Origin of the sequence: Streptomyces phaeofaciens (assembly GCF_014648915.1) — a bacterium.
Classification (GTDB): domain Bacteria; phylum Actinomycetota; class Actinomycetes; order Streptomycetales; family Streptomycetaceae; genus Streptomyces; species Streptomyces phaeofaciens.
In genome coordinates this window covers 120408-138488 of sequence record NZ_BMSA01000007.1, presented here as the reverse complement: position 1 = coordinate 138488, position 18081 = coordinate 120408, and the positions used below count along the sequence as shown (strand labels likewise).

Genomic DNA, 18081 nt, shown 5'->3' with positions numbered 1-18081 from the left:
GCGGGCTTCGCCTCAGCGACCGGTCACCGCGTACAGCTCCGGGAGTGCGGCGAGGTCCACGGTCGTGCGGGTGCCGCTCTCCAGGGCGGCGACCCCGGCCTCGGCGACGACCGAGGCCGCGTAGCCGTCCCAGGCGGTCGGCCCGGTGACCCGGCCCCGCCGGGTGGCGTCGACCCAGGCCTGCACCTCGCGGTCGTAGGCGTCGGCGAAGCGGACCAGGTAGTCCTGGGGGACCTCGGCACCGGCCGAACCCCCGGCGGTCACCAGCATGCCCCGGTCGTCGCCGATGCGCGCGGCGCCCCGCTCGCAGACGGCCTCGCAGCGCACCTGGTAGCCGAACCCGCAGTTGACGAAGACCTCCACGTCGACCAGCGCGCCCCCGGCCGTCTCGAAGAGCACGAACTGCGGGTCGAGCAGGCCCTGGGGCGCGCCGGCGGAGGGACGCGGCCGCAGCACGGTGACCGCGGTCAGCTCCTGGCCCAGCAGCCAGCGGGCCGCGTCGATCTCGTGCGACACCGAGCTGTTGACGAGCATGGCGCTGGTGAAGTCCGGCGGCGAGGAGACATTGCGGTGGACGCAGTGCAGCATCAGCGCGCGCCCGAGCCGGCCGTCGTCCAGCAGGGCCTTGAGGCGGCGGTACTCGGTGTCGTAGCGCCGCATGAACCCGATCTGGGCCAGCCGCCGCCCGAGTCGCGCCTCCGCCTCGACCACCCGCAGCGCGCCCGCCGAGTCCGGCACCATCGGCTTCTCGCACAGCACGGGGAGCCCGCGCGCGAACGCCGAGAGCAGCGCCTCCTCGTGCGCCGGCCCGGGGGAGGCGATCAGTACGGCCTCGACGCCCGGCGCGTCCAGCGCGGCCTCGGCCTCGGTGTGGACCGAGGCCCCTTCCGTCCCGGCGACGGCCTCCTTCGCGCGTGCGGCGTCCGGGTCGGCCACCGCGGCCACCCGTGCCCCGTTCACCATGCGGTCGAGGCGTCGTATGTGATCGGCCCCCATGTGTCCGGCACCCAGTACCGCGACGCCCAGCAGGTCACCCACGCGTGCTCTCCCTCCCAGCCGACGATCACGCTGACGATCAGGCCGTAGCGTACGCCGGTGCGGGGAAGGGGCCGCTGGTCAGTACCGCAGGACGCCCGCGATCCCGGCCGCGTCGCCCAGGGTGCCGTCCGGGACGAACCGTACGTCGGCGCCGGTCTCCAGGCACTGCTCGACGATCTCGTCCACGATGTCCTCGCGTGCGTCGAGGTCGCCGCTCAGGGCCGGGATCAGATGGTCGCCGTCGTCGCGCACCGTCACCCGGTAGTTCTCCTCGACGGCCAGCAGCCGCACCCGGCCCTCCCGGGCGTTCTGCCAGACCTCGTCGACGCCGGCCGCGAACCGCTTGCGCCCGAGGGCCGATTCGAGTTCCCGGTGGACCGTGTCGACGCCCTTGCGGGTCTCGGCGTCGACCACGGGACGCATCGCCTGCCACACCGCGTCGGGGGTCCCGTGCGACAGTCCGCCGTGCGGGACGTGCACCGCGTGCTTGGTGACGGTGCCGATCTCGTCGAGCGCCGACAGCGCCGCCTGCTCGCCGGTGACGTACAGGGGCCGCGGGTCCGCGCGCAGCAGGCGGCCCATCGCCGCGTCGGCCTCGCGCAGGAAGTGGCGGGTGTCCTCGTCGCGGAACGCGCTCGGGTGGTCGCCGATCCGCTCCTGGCGCTCGGCGTCGAAGTTCTCGCGGTGGTCGCTGGTGAGCGGGAAGCCGCCGGTGGCGTGCTCGGTGACGTGCTCGACGCCGCCGTTCCACAGCGTGACGCGGTCCGGCGAGACCGACAGCACCCAGAAGGGCCGTTCGGCGGCCTGCGCGGAGACCAGGTTGCGGGTGAGGAAGGTGTCCGCGAGGACGACGCGCTCCGGCACCGGGCGGGCCAGGGACCACACCTGGTGCTCGCCGGGCGCGGCGAAGATGACCAGGCCGTCCTCGGCGTGCGCCAGGTCGATCTCGGCCAGGGCGCGGTCGAGCTGGCCGGCGACGTCGGCACGCCGTTCACGGGTGACCGACGGATCGGACTCCAGCTGCTTCTTCGCCTCGGCCACGACGTTGCGCAGCCGGACGGGGTCCTGGGCGTTCTCTGGTTCCCGGCGGTGTGTGGGTGTCAGCACGGACACCGCCGGGTAGGGGCGCGGGCGCCGCAGTTCGGAGAGTGTCGCGGGGCTGAGTGCGTTCTCCATATCAGCACCATAGGACTGATTCGTCCGGCGGGCATGGCGTGCTCCGTCCGGTGGAACCGCGAGCGCGTCCGTGTGCGTCGGCCCCGGGTGAGGCACCCCCCGTGAAGCCTGTTGGATACGCAGGGTTTACCGTTGTTCGACACACTGTGCGAGTCGGCTTGCTAGGGTGTTACTCATCGGTAGCAAATTGAACGAGGGGTATTCGACGGCGAATCCTCACGGATCACCGCAAGTTGAAACTCGAACAAGAGTTCCCTCTTCTCTTCTTCCAGACAGGTGAGACTCGTCAACATGGCTCGTTCCCTGGTCGATCTGCTGACCACGCACGCCACGCACCGGCCCGATCAGACCGCCTACCGCTACCTCGTCACGGGGGACTGCGACGGGGAGATCCAGGAACTCTCCTACGCCCGACTGGCCACCCGCGCCCAGGCCGTCGCCGGCCGGCTCCAGGAGAGCGGTCTCGCCGGCGGCCGGGCCCTGCTCCTGCACCCGCCGGGCCTGGAGTTCATCTGTGCCTACCTCGGCTGTCTGGCCGCCGGAGTCGTCGCCGTGCCCGGCATACCCCCGCAGGGCCACTCCTGGAGCCACCGGGCCCTGACCCGGACGAAGCGCCTGATCGCCGACGCCGACGCCGGGGCGATCCTCGGCAGCCGCGAGGTCGTCGCCTCCCTCGACGCACTCGCCGAGCAGCTGCCCGAACTCGACGGCGTCGCCCGCGTGGTGACGGAGGACATCCCGGACGAGGCGGCCGCGGGCTGGCGCGCCCCCGACCTCACGGCCGACTCGGTCGCCTTCCTCCAGTACACCTCCGGTTCCACCTCGGCCCCGCGCGGCGTCGTCGTCACCCACGGCAACCTGATGGACAACGAGCGGGTCATCACCGAACGCATGGGCCACACCCCGGAGGTCATCGAGGAGTACGGCCGCGAACTGATCGTCAGCTGGCTGCCCGTGTACCACGACATGGGACTCGTCGGACCGGTCCTGAACACCGTTCACCTCGGACTGACCACCACCCTCTTCTCCCCGCTGCACTTCCTCCAGCGGCCGCAGCGCTGGCTCGAGGCGATCAGCCGCTACCGCCCGCACACCAGCGGTGCCCCCAACTTCGCCTACGAACTCGCCCTGAAGCACGCCACCCCCGAACTCCTCGACGGCCTCGACCTCCGCTCCTGGCGGGTCGCCTTCAACGGCGCCGAACCCGTACGGCCGGCCACCCTGCGCCGCTTCGCCGAGACCTTCGCCCCGGCCGGCTTCCGCCGCGAGGCCTTCTACCCCTGCTACGGCCTGGCCGAGGCCACCGTCATGGTCACCGGCGGCACGGTGGGCGCGCCCCCGGTCCTCCTGAAGCGGGAGAACGGCGCAGCCGACGCCGCCGCCGTCGGCTGCGGAGCGCCGGGCGAGGGCATGACCGTCGTCATCGCCGACCCCGACCGCAAGGAGGAGCTGCCCGAGGGCGCGACCGGTGAGATCTGGGTCCAGGGCGAGAGCGTCGCCCGCGGCTACTGGCGCAACACCCTCGCCAGCAGGGAGACCTTCCGCGCCACCCTCCCCGGCCGCGAGGGCCGCTTCCTGCGCACCGGCGACCTCGGATTCCTGCGCGACGGCGAGCTGTTCGTCACCGGCCGGCTCAAGGACCTCCTCGTCGTCGACGGCCGCAACCACTACCCGCAGGACCTGGAACTCGCCGCCGAGCTGTGCCACCCCGCGCTGCGGCCGGGCTGCACCGCCGCGTTCTCCGTGGACAGCGGCGTCGAGGGCGAACAGCCCGTGCTGGTCGCCGAGCTGGCGCCCGAGGCGGACGGCGACGCGGAGACGATCGCCGACCTGATCAGGGCCGCGATCGGTGAGACGCACGGGCTGTCCGTGCACGACGTCGTCCTGGTCCGTCCCGGCACCATCCCCAAGACCTCCAGTGGCAAGATCCAGCGCCGCGCCTCCCGCGCGGCCTACCTCGACGGCACACTCTCCCCGGTCGGCGTACCCGCCACCGGATGACGACGGCCCCCGCCGGCCCGCCCTCCGGGCCGGCGGCCGTCCCCGGACTCGCCGCAGTCCATCCGCCCCGTACGCCTTGAGACACGGCGTGGGGAACCCGCCGCGCACCCCCGTTCACGAGGACACCTCTGCGATGCCTGCGAACGCCTCCCGCCCCTCGACTCCCGCCCCGCTCCTGACGACCGCCGAGGACGTCCGCGACTGGCTGGCCTCGGCCGTCGCCGAGCCTGCCGGACTCGACCCCGCGGCCGTGGACCCGCACCGCCCGATCGCCGAACTCGGCCTGGGATCACGCCGGCTGGTGACCCTCGCCGCCGAGCTCGCCGAACGGACCGGCCGCTCGCTGGAGCCCACCCTCGTCTTCAACCACCCCACGATCGCCGCGATCGCCGACGCGCTGTTCGCGCAGACGCCCGCCGTCCCGGCCGCGCCTTTGGCCGCGCGGGCCGAGGACGACGTCGCGATCATCTCCATGGCCTGCCGCTTCCCCGGCGGGGCCGACGACCCCGAGGCGCTGTGGCGGATCCTCGACGCCGGACGGGACGTCACCTCCGAGGTACCGGCGGGCCGTTGGGACACCCGAGGACTCCTCGACCCCGACCCGGAGGCCACCGGCAAGGCCTACACCCTGCGCGGCGGCTTCCTCGACCCCATCGACCGCTTCGACGCGCCCTTCTTCGGCATCTCCCCGCGCGAGGCCGACGCCATGGACCCGCAGCAGCGCCTGCTGCTCCAGACCGCCTGGGAGACCCTCGAACGCGCCGGTGTCGTCCCCGGCACCCTGGCCGGCAGCGACACGGGCGTCTACCTCGGCCTGTACGACAGCGGCTACCTCGCCGCGGCCTCGCTCGGGCAGCTCGACGGGCACACCGGGACCGGCCAGGCCGCCAGCGTGGCCTCCGGGCGCATCGCCTACACCCTCGGCCTCCAGGGACCCGCGGTCACCGTCGACACCGCCTGCTCCTCCTCGCTCGTCGCCCTGCACCTCGCGGCCCGCGCGCTCACCGCCGGCGAGTGCGACCTCGCCCTGGCGGGCGGCGCCACCCTGATGGTGACCCCGCGCGGGCACGTCGAGTTCAGCCGGCTGCGCGGGCTGTCGCCGTCCGGCCGGTGCAGCCCGTTCTCCGCCGACGCGGACGGCGTGGTGTGGGCCGAGGGATGCGGACTGGTGCTCCTCAAGCGGCTCGCCGACGCCCGCCGGGACGGCGACCGGATCCTCGCCGTGGTCAAGGGCTCCGCCCTCAACCAGGACGGCCGCAGCCAGGGTCTGAGCGCACCCAACGGCCTCGCCCAGGAACGGGTGGTGAAGGCCGCCCTGGACGCCGCCGGACTGCGCCCCGAGGACATCGACCACGTCGAGGCGCACGGCACCGGCACCCCCCTCGGCGACCCGATCGAGGGCGGCGCGCTCGCCGCCGTGTTCGGCCCCGGCCGCCCCGCCGAGCGGCCGCTCGGCGTCGGCTCCCTGAAGTCGAACCTCGGACACACCCAGGCGGCCGCCGGCATCGGCGGGGTGATCAAGACCGTCCTGGCCCTCGGCCACGAGCGCCTCCCGGCCTCCCTGCACGCGGAGACCCTCACCGGGCACATCGACTGGGAGGGGAGCGGGCTGCGGGTCCAGCGCACGGCCGAGGCCTGGCCGCGCCGCGCGGACCGGGCACGGCGGGCCGGCGTGAGCGCCTTCGGCATCAGCGGCACGAACGCCCACGTGGTCCTGGAGGAGGCGCCCCGGTCGCCGCAGCAGGCGGACCCGCCGGTGCCCGCCCCCTCCCGCCCCGCCCTCTTCCCGCTCTCCGCCCGGACCCTCCCCGCCCTGCGCGGACAGGCCGAGCGGCTCGCCGAAGCCCTGCGCGAGCGGCCGGACACACCCCTGCCCGCCGTGGCGGCGACCCTCGCGCGCCACCGCACCCACTTCGAGCACCGGGCCGTGATCCAGGCCGCCGGACGCACCGAACTGCTGGCCGCCCTCGAGGAGCTGGCCGCCGGACGGCCCGACCCCGACCGCACCGTCGGACCGCGGCGGACCCTCCCGACCGGCAAGGTGGCCTTCGTCTTCCCCGGCCAGGGCGCCCAGTGGCCCGGCATGGCCCGCGACCTGCTCGCCTCGGATCCGGTGTTCGCGGACGAACTCGACCGCTGCGACGCCGCGTTGCGCGCGTTCACCGAGTGGTCCGTCGCGGCCGTGCTGCGCGGTGACGCCGGCGCCCCGTCGCCGGAGCGCGTGGACGTCGTCCAGCCGCTCCTGTTCGCCGTGATGGTGTCCCTGGCCGCCGTGTGGCGGGCCCGCGGCCTCCGCCCGGACGGCGTGATCGGACACAGTCAGGGCGAGGTCGCCGCCGCCTGTGTCGCCGGAGCCCTCAGCCTCAGCGACGCCGCCGCCGTGGTCGCCCTGCGTTCCCGCGCCCTGACGGCACTGTCCGGCTCCGGCACCATGGCCGTGGTGGCGCTGCCCCACACCGAGATCGAGGCCAGGCTGGCCGGTCTCGGCGGCCGGGTGTCCGTCGCCGCCGTCAACAGCGGCCGCTCCACGGTGCTGGCCGGCGAGGTCGAACCGCTCCAGGGGCTGCTCGACGAGTGGGACCGCGAGGGGGTCTTCGCGCGCCGCCTCGACGTCGACTACGCCTCCCACAGCACCCAGGTCGAACCGGTCCGCGCCGAGATACTCGACGAACTCGACGGCGTCACCACCCACCCCTCCCGCATCGCCTGGTACTCCACCGTCACCGGCGCACCCGTCACGGAGGAACTGGCGGCCGCCTACTGGTACACCAATCTGCGCGAGCCCGTCCGCTTCGCGCCCACCGTGGAGCGCATGGCGGCCGACGGCTACCGCTTCTTCGTCGAACTCGGCCCGCACCCCTCCCTGCTGACCGCGCTGCGCACGATCGACGAGGACCTGGTCGCGGTCGGCTCCCTGCGCCGGGACGCGGACGGCCCCGCCTGCCTCGACCGCGCGGCCGCCGAACTCCACGTCCACGGACGGTCCGTCGACCGGCGCCCCCTCGCCCCCGGCACGGCACCCGTCGACCTGCCGACCTACGCCTGGGACACGCGACGGCACTGGATCGAACCCGAAGGCTCCACCGGCGGCGGGGCCGGCCTCTTCGAGCGCTCCGCGCATCCGTTGCTCGGCATCCAGCTCCGGTCGGCCGACGCGTCCCGCTGGATGTTCCGGGGCGAGTGGTCCCCGGCCACGGCCGACTGGCTGGCGGACCACTCCGTGTTCGGCAGGACCGTCGTCTCGGGCACGACCCTGCTGGAACTCTGCCGCGCCGCCCTGGCCACGGCCCGCCCCGACGAGCCCGCCGATCTCACCGGCCTGCTGCTGCTCGCCCCCCTCACCCTGCCGGCCTCCGGCACGGTCGAGGTGTCCGTCGAGGTGACCACCGACGGTCCCGCGCCGGAGGTCACCGTGCACAGCCGCCCGCGCGGCCCGGAGGGGACGGGCTGGACGCTGCACGCCACCGCCTCGGGCACCGGGCAGGGGACGGAAACGGGAACGGGCGGTGCGCCACCGGTCTGGCCGGACGAGGCGCCGACCGCCTGGACCGCGGAGACCTACGAGCGGCTGAGCGGTGTCGGCCTCGGCTACGGCCCCGCCTTCCGCGGCGTACGGGAGGCGGCGCGTGCCGGTGACGGCCGGCTGCTCGCCCGGCTGTCGCTGCCGGCCGCCGCACGGGACGTCGCCGACCCGTACCCGGTCCACCCGGCGCTGCTCGACGCGGCCCTGCACGTCGCCGCGGCGTTCGACGGCTCCGACGCCTTCGAGGACCGGGTGCTGCTGCCGGTGGCCGTCGGACGCTGCACGCTGACCGGCACCCCCGCGAACGACCTGACCGCGTCGGTGCGCCGCACCGGCGACTCCACCCTGGACGTCACGCTGTGGGACGCCGACGGCCTCCCGGTGGGCCGGCTGGAGGACGTACGGCTGCGTGCCGTGACCCCGGCGGATCTCAGCGGCGGGCCCGAGAACGCCCGGCACCTGTACGAGGTGGCGTGGACGGCCGTCGATCCGGTGGCGGACGCGCCGGAGCGGGAGTGGACGGTCGTCGGTGACCCCGACGTGCTGCGCGAACTGTCGGCGGCCGGGGTCCCGGTGAGCGACTCGGGCACCGACACCGTCGTACGGTTCTGGCCGCGGCCCGAAGGGGAACCGGCGCCGGCCGCCCACGAACTGGCGGCGACGGCCCTCGCCGAACTGAAGGCGCTCGTCGCCGATCCGCCCGCCCGCACGGTGTGGGTCACCCGGGGTGCCGTCGCGGCCGCCGGCGGGGACGGTGTGCCCGGTCTCGCCCAGTCCGTGCTGTGGGGACTGGCCCGCACCGCCCGCGCCGAGCACCCGGACCTCGGACTGACCCTGCTCGACCTCGACGGCTCCGATGCCGCCGGCGCCCTCCGCGCGGCGCTGGCACACCCGGACGAACCCGAACTCGCTTATCGCGAAGGCGAGTTGCTTGCACCTCGGCTGGTCAGGGCCCGAGCCGAGGAGAACGGGAACCTGCCCGACGGCGGCACGGTCCTGATCACGGGCGGACTGGGCGCCGTCGGCCGGCACATCGCCCGGCTGCTCGCGGAACGCGGCGTGTCCCGCCTGCTGTTGACGTCCCGTCAGGGACCCGACGACCCCCGTGCCGACGAGACCGTCGCCGAACTGGCCGCGCTCGGCGCCCACGCCGAAGTGGCCGCCTGCGACGTCACGGACCCGGCCGCCCTCGCCGCGGTCCTGGCCCGCACCGGTGGCGAGGCGCCGTTGCGCGGTGTCGTGCACTGCGCCGGCCTGCTCGACGACGGGGTGCTCACCGCGCTGACCCCCGAGCGGCTCGCCCACGTCCTGCGGCCCAAGGTCGACGGCGCCGCCCACCTGCACCGGCTCACCGCGCACCTGCCCCTGGACATGTTCCTGCTCGTCTCCTCGGCCGCCGGGGTCGTCGGCAACGCCGGCCAGGGCAACTACGCGGCCGCCAACGTCTTCCTCGACCAGCTGGCCCACCACCGGCGTGCCCAGGGCCTGCCCGCGGTGTCCGTCTCCTTCGGCGCCTGGGCCGGCGAGGGTCTCGCCGCCGAACACGCCGACCTGGTCCGCGCGGCCCGGCTCGGCCACCGCGCCCTGACCCCCGAACAGGGCCGTGACCTGGTCGAACTCGCCGTGCGACGCGGCACCCCCCACCAGGTCGCCTGGGTCCTCGACCTGCCGCGCGTCCGGGACTCCGTGGCGGGCGCCGCACTGTGGCGCTCCCTGCTGCCCGCGCCCCGGACCGCGCCCGGAGACGGCGGCGGCCTGGCCGGCCGGCTGGCCGCGCTGCCCGAGACCGACCGCGCCGACCGCGTCCTCGCCCTCGTCCGCGAGGAGGCCGCGCGCGTCCTCGGCCTGCGCTCCGCGGAGGCCGTCCGCGGCGACCAGCCACTGCGTGACCTCGGCATGGACTCGGTGACGGCGGTCGAGCTGCGCAACCGCCTCGGCGCCCGCCTCGGCACCAGGCTCCCGGCCACCCTCCTCTTCGACCACCCCACACCCCTGCGGCTCACCCGCCATCTGGTGGACGGTGTGCTCGCCGGCGCGGCACCTCGCAAGGCCGTGAGCGCGCGCCCCGCCGACGCCACCCCCACCCCCGCCGACGAGCCGATCGCCGTCGTGGCCATTGCCTGCCGGCTGCCCGGCGGCGTCCACGGCCCCGACGACCTGTGGCACCTGGTCGCGGACGGCCGGGACGCCGTCGGCCCCTTCCCGGCCGGACGCTGGGACGTCGAGTCCCTCTACGACCCCGACCCGGACGCCCCCGGCAAGTCCTACGCCCGCGAGGGCGGCTTCCTCGACGACCTCGCCTCCTTCGACGCCGGCTTCTTCGGCATCACCCCGAAGGAGGCCGCCGCCATGGACCCGCAGCAGCGGCTGCTGCTGGAGACGGCGTGGGAGGCGCTGGAACGCTCCGGGACCGTGCCCGCGGCCCTGGCCGGCAGCACCACCGGCGTGTACGTCGGCATGTTCGGCAGCGACTACCTGTCCGGCTCGCGGCTGGACCAGCTCGACGGGTACGTCGGCACCGGCTCCGCCCTCAGCGTGGCCTCCGGACGGCTCGCCTACGCCCTCGGGCTGCACGGACCCGCCCTCACCGTCGACACGGCCTGCTCCTCGTCGCTGGTCGCGACCCACCTGGCCGCCCAGGCCCTGCGATCGGGCGAATGCGACCTCGCCCTCGCGGGCGGGGTCACGCTGATGGTGACCCCGCAGACCTTCGTCGAGTTCAGCCGGCTGCGCGGACTCTCCGCCACCGGCCGCTGCCGCTCCTTCTCCGACGACGCCGACGGCGCGATCTGGGCCGAGGGCGCCGGGATGCTCGTACTGAAGCGGCTCGGCGACGCGCGACGGGACGGCGACGAGGTGCTCGCGGTGCTGCGCGGCACCGCCGTCAACCAGGACGGCCGCAGCCAGGGGCTGTCCGCGCCGAACGGGCCCGCGCAGGAGCAGGTCGTCCGGCGCGCGCTGGAGCTGTCCGGGCTCACCCCCGCAGACATCGACTACGTGGAGGCCCACGGCACCGGTACCGCCCTCGGCGACCCGATCGAGGCGCACGCCCTGTCCGAGGTCTTCGGCGCCTCCCGCCCCGACGGCCGGCCCCTGTACCTGGGCTCGCTGAAGTCCAACCTCGGCCACACCCAGGCCGCTTCGGGCGTCGCCGGGCTGATCAAGGTGGTGCAGGCGCTGCGCCACCGGACGCTCCCGGCCACCCTGCACGCCGGCACACCCAGCCGGCACGTCGACTGGGACGACAGCGGACTGCGGCTCCTGAACGAGGCCCGTCCGTGGCCGGTGACCCAGGAGCGGGTCCGGCGGGCCGGGGTCAGCGCCTTCGGGATCAGCGGGACCAACGCGCATGTGATCGTCGAGGAGGCACCCGCCGCCCCCGAGCCGGCCGGCGCGGCCGAACCGGCGGACGGCAAGCGGCTGTTCGTGCTCTCCGGGCGGAGCGAGACCGCCCTTCGCGGACAGGCCGCGCGGCTCGCCGCCCACCTGGCCGAGGACACCGCCCTGCCCGACCTCGCCCACACCCTGGCCCGGCACCGCAGCCACTTCGAGCGGCGCGCGGCGGTCGTGGCCGGCGACCGGGACGAACTGCGCACCGTCCTCGACGCGCTGGCGTCCGGCCGGGCACCCCTGGCCGCGCACCGGGAGGACCGCGAGGGGAAGACCGCCTTCGTCTTCTCCGGGCACGGCGGCCAGTGGCCCGGCATGGGAGTGGAGTCGGCGGCCGCCTCGCCGGCCTTCCGCGAGGAGCTCACCCGGATCGACGAGGCCGTCGAACGGCACGCCGGCTGGTCCGTGCTCAACGCACTGCGCGCACCCGAGGAGTTCTCCCCGCTGGAGCGCACCGAGTACCTCCAGCCCGTCCTCTTCGCCCTGAACGCCTCCCTCGCCGCCGCCTGGCGCGCCCTCGGCGTCACCCCGGACGCCGTCGTCGGGCACAGCCTGGGCGAGATAGCCGCCGCCTACAGCGCGGGGGCACTCGACCTCGACGAGGCCGTGACCGTGGTGACCGGGCGGGCCCAGGCGGTCGCCCCGCTGGTCGGACACGGCGGCATGATCGCCGTCGAGCTGCCGTGCGCGGAGGTCGAGGAACTGCTCGCGCCGTACGCGGGACGGCTGTTCGTCGGCGCCGTCAACAGCGCCCGTGCGACCGCCGTCTCGGGTGACACCGACGCGCTCGCGGAACTGCGTGCCCAGCTGACGGAACGCGGGGTCGGCGTACGGCCCCTGTCGACACCGTTCGCCTCCCACAGCCCGCGCATGGAACCCCTGCGCGACGCCCTGCTCGACCGCTTCGCCGGCGTCCGCGGCACCCGGACGGCCACCCCGCTGTACTCGGCCGTGCGCGCCGAGCCGATCGACGGGGACCGCCTCGACGGCGCCTACTGGTTCGCCAACCTGCACCGGCCCGTCCGCTTCGCCGACACCGTCCGCCGGATGCTCGACGACGGCTACCGCTACTTCGTCGAACTCAGCCCGCACCCGTCGCTCACCGCCGCCGTGGAGGCCGTGGCCGCCGAGGCCGGTGTCGACGCGGTCGCCGTCGGCTCGCTCCGCCGCGGCCAGGACGGCCCCGGCGTCCTGCTGCGCCGGCTCGGCGAGCTGTACACCGCCGGGCACCAGCCGGACTGGACGGCCCTGTTCCCGCACGGCCGCCGGGTCGACCTGCCCACGTACGCCTTCGCCCGCGAACGCCACTGGCTCGCGCCCTCCCCGGCCGGCGCGCCCGGCGCCTCCCCGCTCCTCGGCACCCATGTCGAGGCCAGCGACGAACCCGGCCGCCACCTCTTCCAGAGCGAACTCGACCTGCGCGACAGCCGTTTCGCCCACCTCGCCGACCACCGGGTCACCGGCGAGATCTGGCTGCCCGGCGCCGCCTTCCTCGGCATGGCCCTGGAAGCGGGCGGCCTGGCCGCCGACGGCGGCGAGGTACGGCTCGCGGACGTGGCGTTCCTCCAGCCGCTGCGGCTGACCGAGGAGCGGCCGGTACGCCTCCAGCTCGTGCTGCGCCCCGCGGACGACAGCGGTTCACGGGCCTTCGCCATCTCCTCGGCGGACGCCGACGGGCAGCGCTGGGAACGCCATGTCACCGGCTCGGTCGTGACCGGCGGCCCCGCCCCCGACGCCCGCCCGGACGACGTGCGCGACCGCTGCGCGGAGCCCGTCGAACTGGCCACCCTGTACACGGAGTTCAGTGCGCTGGGCATCGACTACGGCCCCGCCTACCGCAACCTGGAGGCGGCTCACCGCACGGACACCGCCGCGTTCGGCCGGCTCGCGGAGCGGCCCCCGGCCGGGCATCTGATCCATCCCGCCGTCCTCGACACCGCGTTCCACACGGCCGCCCTGCCCGGCGACGCGCCCACGGGACGGGCGTTCGTGCCCGCCGGCTTCGGCCGCGTCCGCCTCACCACCCGGCGGTCCACGCCCGCCTGGGTGAGCTGCGAACTGCGGTCCGTCGCGGGGGACACGGCCCTCGTCGACCTGCGTCTGTGGGACAAGGACGAACACCTCCTCCTGGAGATCGAGGAATTCCGGCTCGCCGCGCTCTCCCCGCTCGACAGCGCCCTCTTCGAGACCCGCTGGCAGCCCCGCCCGGCCGCCCAGGAACCCCCGGCCGACGGCGCATGGCTGATCCTCGCCGACGAAACCGGCATCGCCGAGACACTCCTCGCGCGCCTCGACGCGACGACCGTGCCGTACGTCGTCGCCCGACCGGGGACGGACTTCGCCGTCGAGGGCCCCGGCCGGTACGTCCTCGACCCCGCCGACCCCGGGCACCTGACCCGGCTGCTCGACGAGGCCTGTGCCGACCGCCTGCCCGCGCGGATCGTGCAGCTCGGCGCACTGGACGCGCCGCCCGTCGTGGACTCCCGCACGGCCGAGGAGGCGGCCCGGCTGGGCTGCCTGGCCACCCTCCACCTGGTGCGGGCGCTCACCGACCGGCCGCGCGGGCCCGCCCCGCGACTGTTCACCGTCGTCCGGGGCACCCAGGCCGCCGGCGACAGCGAACAGGTCGTCCACCCGCAGCAGGCGCTCGCCTGGGGCTTCGGTCTCGCCCTCGCGCAGGAGTACCCGGAACTGGCGGTCACCCTCGTCGACCTGCCGCCCGTGGGCGGCGCGGACGCCCTGTGGACCCAGCTGCACCACGCCGACGACGAACGGCTCGTCGCCCTGCGCGAGCCGGGCCGGCTGGTCCCGCGCCTGGCCCGCACCCGCCCCGACGGCCGCCCCGGCGGCACCCCGGACGGCGTGCACCTCGTCACCGGTGGTCTGGGCGGTCTCGGCCGGGTCGCCGCCGAGCGGCTGGTCCGGCGCGGGGTCCGACAGCTCGCCCTGATGAGCCGGGGCACGCCCACGCCCGACGCCGAGCACTGGATCCGGGACCTGGAGCGGCGCGGGGTCACCGTGCACCTCGCCCGCGCCGACGTCGCCGACCGCGCCGGACTCGCGGCCGCCCTGGACGCCGTACGACGAGTCGGCGGGCCCATCGCCGGGATCGTCCACGCGGCCGGTGTCCTCGACGACGCCACCGCGGCGAACCTGACCGACGAGCGGGTCCTGCGGGTCCTCGCCCCCAAGGTGCTGGGCACCGCCCTGCTCACCGAACTCGCCCCCGAGGCGGAGAACCTGGTGCTGTTCGCGTCGGCGGCCGGACTGCTCGGCTCCGCCGGACAGAGCCCCTACTCGGCGGCCAACGCCTTCCTCGACGCCTGGGCCCACCACCTCGTCCACACCGGACGCCGGGCGCTCAGCCTCGACTGGGGCGCGTGGTCCGGCGTCGGCATGGTCGCCGAGTCCGGCACCCGGGCCGCCGAGACCGGGCGTTCCGGACTGGTCGCGTTCACCCCGGAGGAGGGCGGCGAGCTGTTCGACCGCCTGCTCGACACCTCCCGCCGTCAGCTCGCGCCCCTCGCCCTGGACCGGGAGCTGCTCGCCCTCGCCCCTGACGCGGTCCGCTCCCGCCCCCTCCTCGCCGACCTCGTCACCGTCCCCACCGGCACGGGTGACACCGACGCCCTGGTGAAGAAGGTGTTCGCCGCCGCCACCGCCGAGGACCGCGTCAGCTGGCTGGAGGAGTACGTCCGCGCCCGCGTCGGCGAGGTCTCCGGCGGCATCGTCGACGTATCCGCCGGCACCGCGCTGAAGGAACTCGGCCTGGACTCCCTGATGCTGGTACGGCTGCGCAACGCCTTCGCCCGCGAACTGGGCGTCGAACTGCCCACCGCCGAGATGTTCGCCGCCGCCGACATCCGGGACCTGGCGAAGACCCTCGCCGGCGCCCTGCCCGAACGCCCCGTCGCCGAACCGGCCGCCGACAGCCCGGCGCGGGAAGTGCCGGAGACGGAACTGCTGCCGGTCACCCGCGACGTCGTCCGGCTGCTGCGCAGCGCCCGCCCGGACATGCCCCAGGCGGCCCACGCCGTCGGACTCGCCCTCCGGCTCACCGCACCGACCACGCACCCGGCGCTCCTCGGCGTCGTCACCCGCCTCGCCGCACGGCACGCCGCGCTGCGGACGTCCGTGGTGTCCGACGCCGACCGCGGCCGACAGCTGTGCGTGACGCGGGAACTGCCCGAACCGCCCCTGCGGTGGACGCCGGTCGACGCAACTCCGGACGCCGGCGAACGGCTCCGCGCCCTGCTGGAGACGCCCTTCGACCTGAGCGCCGCCCCGCTGTGGCGGTTCGAACTGCTGGACGGCGGCCCGGACGGCCAGCTCCTGCTCTTCGGCGCCCATCACGTCGTGAGCGACCTCCAGTCGCTCCTCCTGGTGGCCGCCGAGATCGACACCGAACTCTCCGGCACCACGCTCGGCACCGAGACCACCAACCGCGACCTCCATCTGCTCATCGAGGCCCAGCAGTCCGGCGAGGGCACCGCCGACGAGGCCTGGCACCAGGCCTTCGAGGGCAGCGAGCGGCTCGACCTCACCCTCTCCCGGCCGCGCCCCGCCGAGCGCTCCTACCGGTCCGGCAGTGTCACGGTGCACATCCCCGACGGCCTCATGGAGCGGGTCGCCTCGGCCGCGGGCAGGCTCGCCGTCACCCCGGCCGCCTTCTGCCTCGGCGCCCTCACCGTGCTGCTGGCGCGGCGGCGCGCGAGGGAACGGTTCGTGCTCGCCGTACCGGTCGACACCCGGATCCACGCCGACGCCTTCGACGCCGTGGGCTTCTACGGTGTGCCCGTGCCGTTCCCCGCCGAGGCGCGGGCGGGCGAGCCGGTCGAGGAGGTGCTGCGCCGTACCGACCTGCGACTGCGCCGGATCCTGGCCAAGGGCGCCATGTTCTCGGACGTCCTCGCCACACTGGCCCGGCAGGACCTGCACCGGGGCGACGCGCCTCTGGTGGAGGTGTACTTCAACTACGTCCGCCACGGCGGCCGCCTCGACCGGCTGGAGGTACTGCCCGCGGGTACCGGCCACTCCGACCTCGACCTGATGATCACGATGACCCCGGACGCGGCCCGGATACGGCTCGACCACAACCTCGACATCCTCGACACGGCGGACACGACCGGACTGGGGGAGGAGTTCCTGCGGCTGCTGGCGGAGGCGGCGCAGGACGCGAGCGTCGTCGTACGGCCGGTGGAGGACGCGGCCACGTCCGAGGGGTCGGCGCGGGACACGGCGGATCCGGTACGGCCGGTGCGGCGCGAGACCGGTCCCGTGCGGCCGGTGCGGGACGCGGCCGGTCCCGGACAGCCGGGGCAGGACACGCGTGCCCCGGGTGCCCTCGCCCTCGCCGCCACCTTCGCTCTCGGCAACCTCCCCCTGATGTGCGCGACGGCGCTCGGGGACGGCGCCCCGACGGTCGCCGAGGCGCCGTACCACCAGGTGCTCGCCGCGCTGCGCGACCCGGCCGGGGTCTTCGCCGACCCCGCCACGGCGGTCGGCGTGGTGCTGCTGCGGGCCGGGGACCTGGAACGGTTCGGTCCGGTGGACGACACGCTCCTCACCGAACTGCGCGCGGAGTACCCGGCCGCGCTGCACGCCGTGGCCGAGCGCACCCGCAAGCCGCTGATCGTCGGCTTCCTGCCGTCGCCCCGCGAGGACGAACGCCTCGCCCGCTGGGAACGCGAGGTCGCCGCCGCACTCACCGACCGGCCGGGGATCGCCGTACTGCACGCCGACGACTGGACCCGCCACCACACCGTCGCGGACCCCTTCGACGAGCGCACCGAACGGCTCGCCCACCTCCCCTTCACCCCGCCCTTCCAGGCGGCGGTGGCCCTCTGCCTCGCCGAAGCCGTACGCACCGTGCTGCGGCCCGCGCCCAAGGTGATCGCCGTCGACGGCGACGAGACCCTGTGGGGCGGAGTGGCCGGAGAGATCGGCCCCGACGGCGTGGACCTGTCCGGGCCCCGGACGCTGCTCGCGCGCCGGCTGCTGCGGTGGCGCGAGGCCGGGGCGCTCCTGGCGCTCGTCAGCAACAACGACGAGGAGACCGTACGGGCCGTCCTGGACCGTCCCGACAGCCTGCTGAAGGCCGCGCACTTCAGCGTCCTGTCCGCCGCGTGGGGCCCGAAGCCCGACCGGCTGACGGAGGCGGCCCGCACGCTCGGCCTCGGCCTGGACAGCTTCCTCTTCCTGGACGACAACCCGGCCGAGATCGGCCGGATGCGGTCGGTCCTGCCCGAGGTGCTGGCGGTGACCTGCCCGGCGGAGCCCGAACTGGAGGAGTTCCTCCACCGGTTGTGGCCGCTGGTCCCGGTGGCCGCCACGGCGGAGGACACGCTGCGGGCGCGCTTCTACGACCAGGAACGGGAGCGGGACGCCGTCCGGGAGCAGGCCGGGTTCGAGGAGTTCCTCGCCCAGCTGGACCTGGAGGTCGACATCCGCCGGCTGGGCGACGACGACGTCCCGCGGGCCGAGCAACTCGTCCGCCGGACGAACCAGTTCACCCTCCGCGCCCGTTCCGCCGACGGAGGCGACCTGGACCGGTGGCGGCAGCGGGGCGAGGTGTGGACGGCCGCGGCACGCGACCGCTTCGGCGACTACGGCCAGATCGGTCTGCTCGCGGTCCGCGCCGAGGGCGACCAACTCGACGTCCTGGCATGGCTGATGAGCTGCCGTGCCCTCGGCCGGGGCGTCGAGGAACGCCTGCTGGCCCGGCTGGCCGACCGCGCCGACGAACTCGGCTGCACGAAGATCCGGTTGACGGCGGAACGCACCCCGCGCAACGCGCCGGCCCGGCGGATCGTGGCCGCGCTCGGCGGGGGCGACGAGGACGACGAGCTGTTGGAGACCGTGGCCACACCGGACCACCTGCGGGCGTTCCGGTCGTGGGAGCGGCGGTGACGCCGGGCGACGGGGTCGCCGCGGCGGCGAAGAGGCGAAGGCAG

Annotated in this window: 4 protein-coding genes; 2 read left to right on the top strand and 2 right to left on the bottom strand. The window is 75.2% G+C overall.

All coding sequences use genetic code 11. The features are described 5' to 3' along the window. Positions 1–12: 12 nt before the first annotated feature. Both IE275_RS14995 and IE275_RS14990 read right to left on the bottom strand, forming a co-directional pair. Positions 13–1038 carry a Gfo/Idh/MocA family protein gene (locus IE275_RS14995; protein WP_189711759.1) on the bottom strand — a complete coding sequence of 342 codons (1026 nt, stop codon included), beginning with the start codon at positions 1036–1038 and terminating at the stop codon, positions 13–15. Positions 1039–1116: 78 nt separating this feature from the next. After that, a complete protein-coding gene (locus tag IE275_RS14990) occupies positions 1117–2214 on the bottom strand; it encodes a baeRF3 domain-containing protein (protein ID WP_189711758.1) in 1098 nt (365 codons plus the stop codon). Between the two features lie 291 nt (positions 2215–2505). Between IE275_RS14990 and IE275_RS14985 the strand changes: the two genes are divergently transcribed. Together IE275_RS14985 and IE275_RS14980 are read left to right on the top strand one after the other, a co-directional pair. Beyond that, positions 2506–4215 (top strand): fatty acyl-AMP ligase, encoded by a 1710-nt coding sequence (locus IE275_RS14985; RefSeq protein ID WP_189711757.1) that lies wholly within the window; start codon positions 2506–2508, stop codon positions 4213–4215. Between the two features lie 133 nt (positions 4216–4348). Continuing rightward, complete coding sequence (locus IE275_RS14980) at positions 4349–18037, top strand: type I polyketide synthase (RefSeq protein WP_189711756.1); 13689 nt, start codon at positions 4349–4351, stop codon at positions 18035–18037. The last annotated feature ends 44 nt before the right edge of the window (positions 18038–18081 follow it).

Bases quoted from the DNA above. Each gene is read 5' to 3' on its own strand.
- IE275_RS14985 (WP_189711757.1), top strand. From the start codon at position 2,506: ATGGCTCGTTCCCTGGTCGATCTGCTGACCACGCACGCCACGCACCGG.
- IE275_RS14990 (WP_189711758.1), bottom strand. From the start codon at position 2,214: ATGGAGAACGCACTCAGCCCCGCGACACTCTCCGAACTGCGGCGCCCG.
- IE275_RS14980 (WP_189711756.1), top strand. From the start codon at position 4,349: ATGCCTGCGAACGCCTCCCGCCCCTCGACTCCCGCCCCGCTCCTGACG.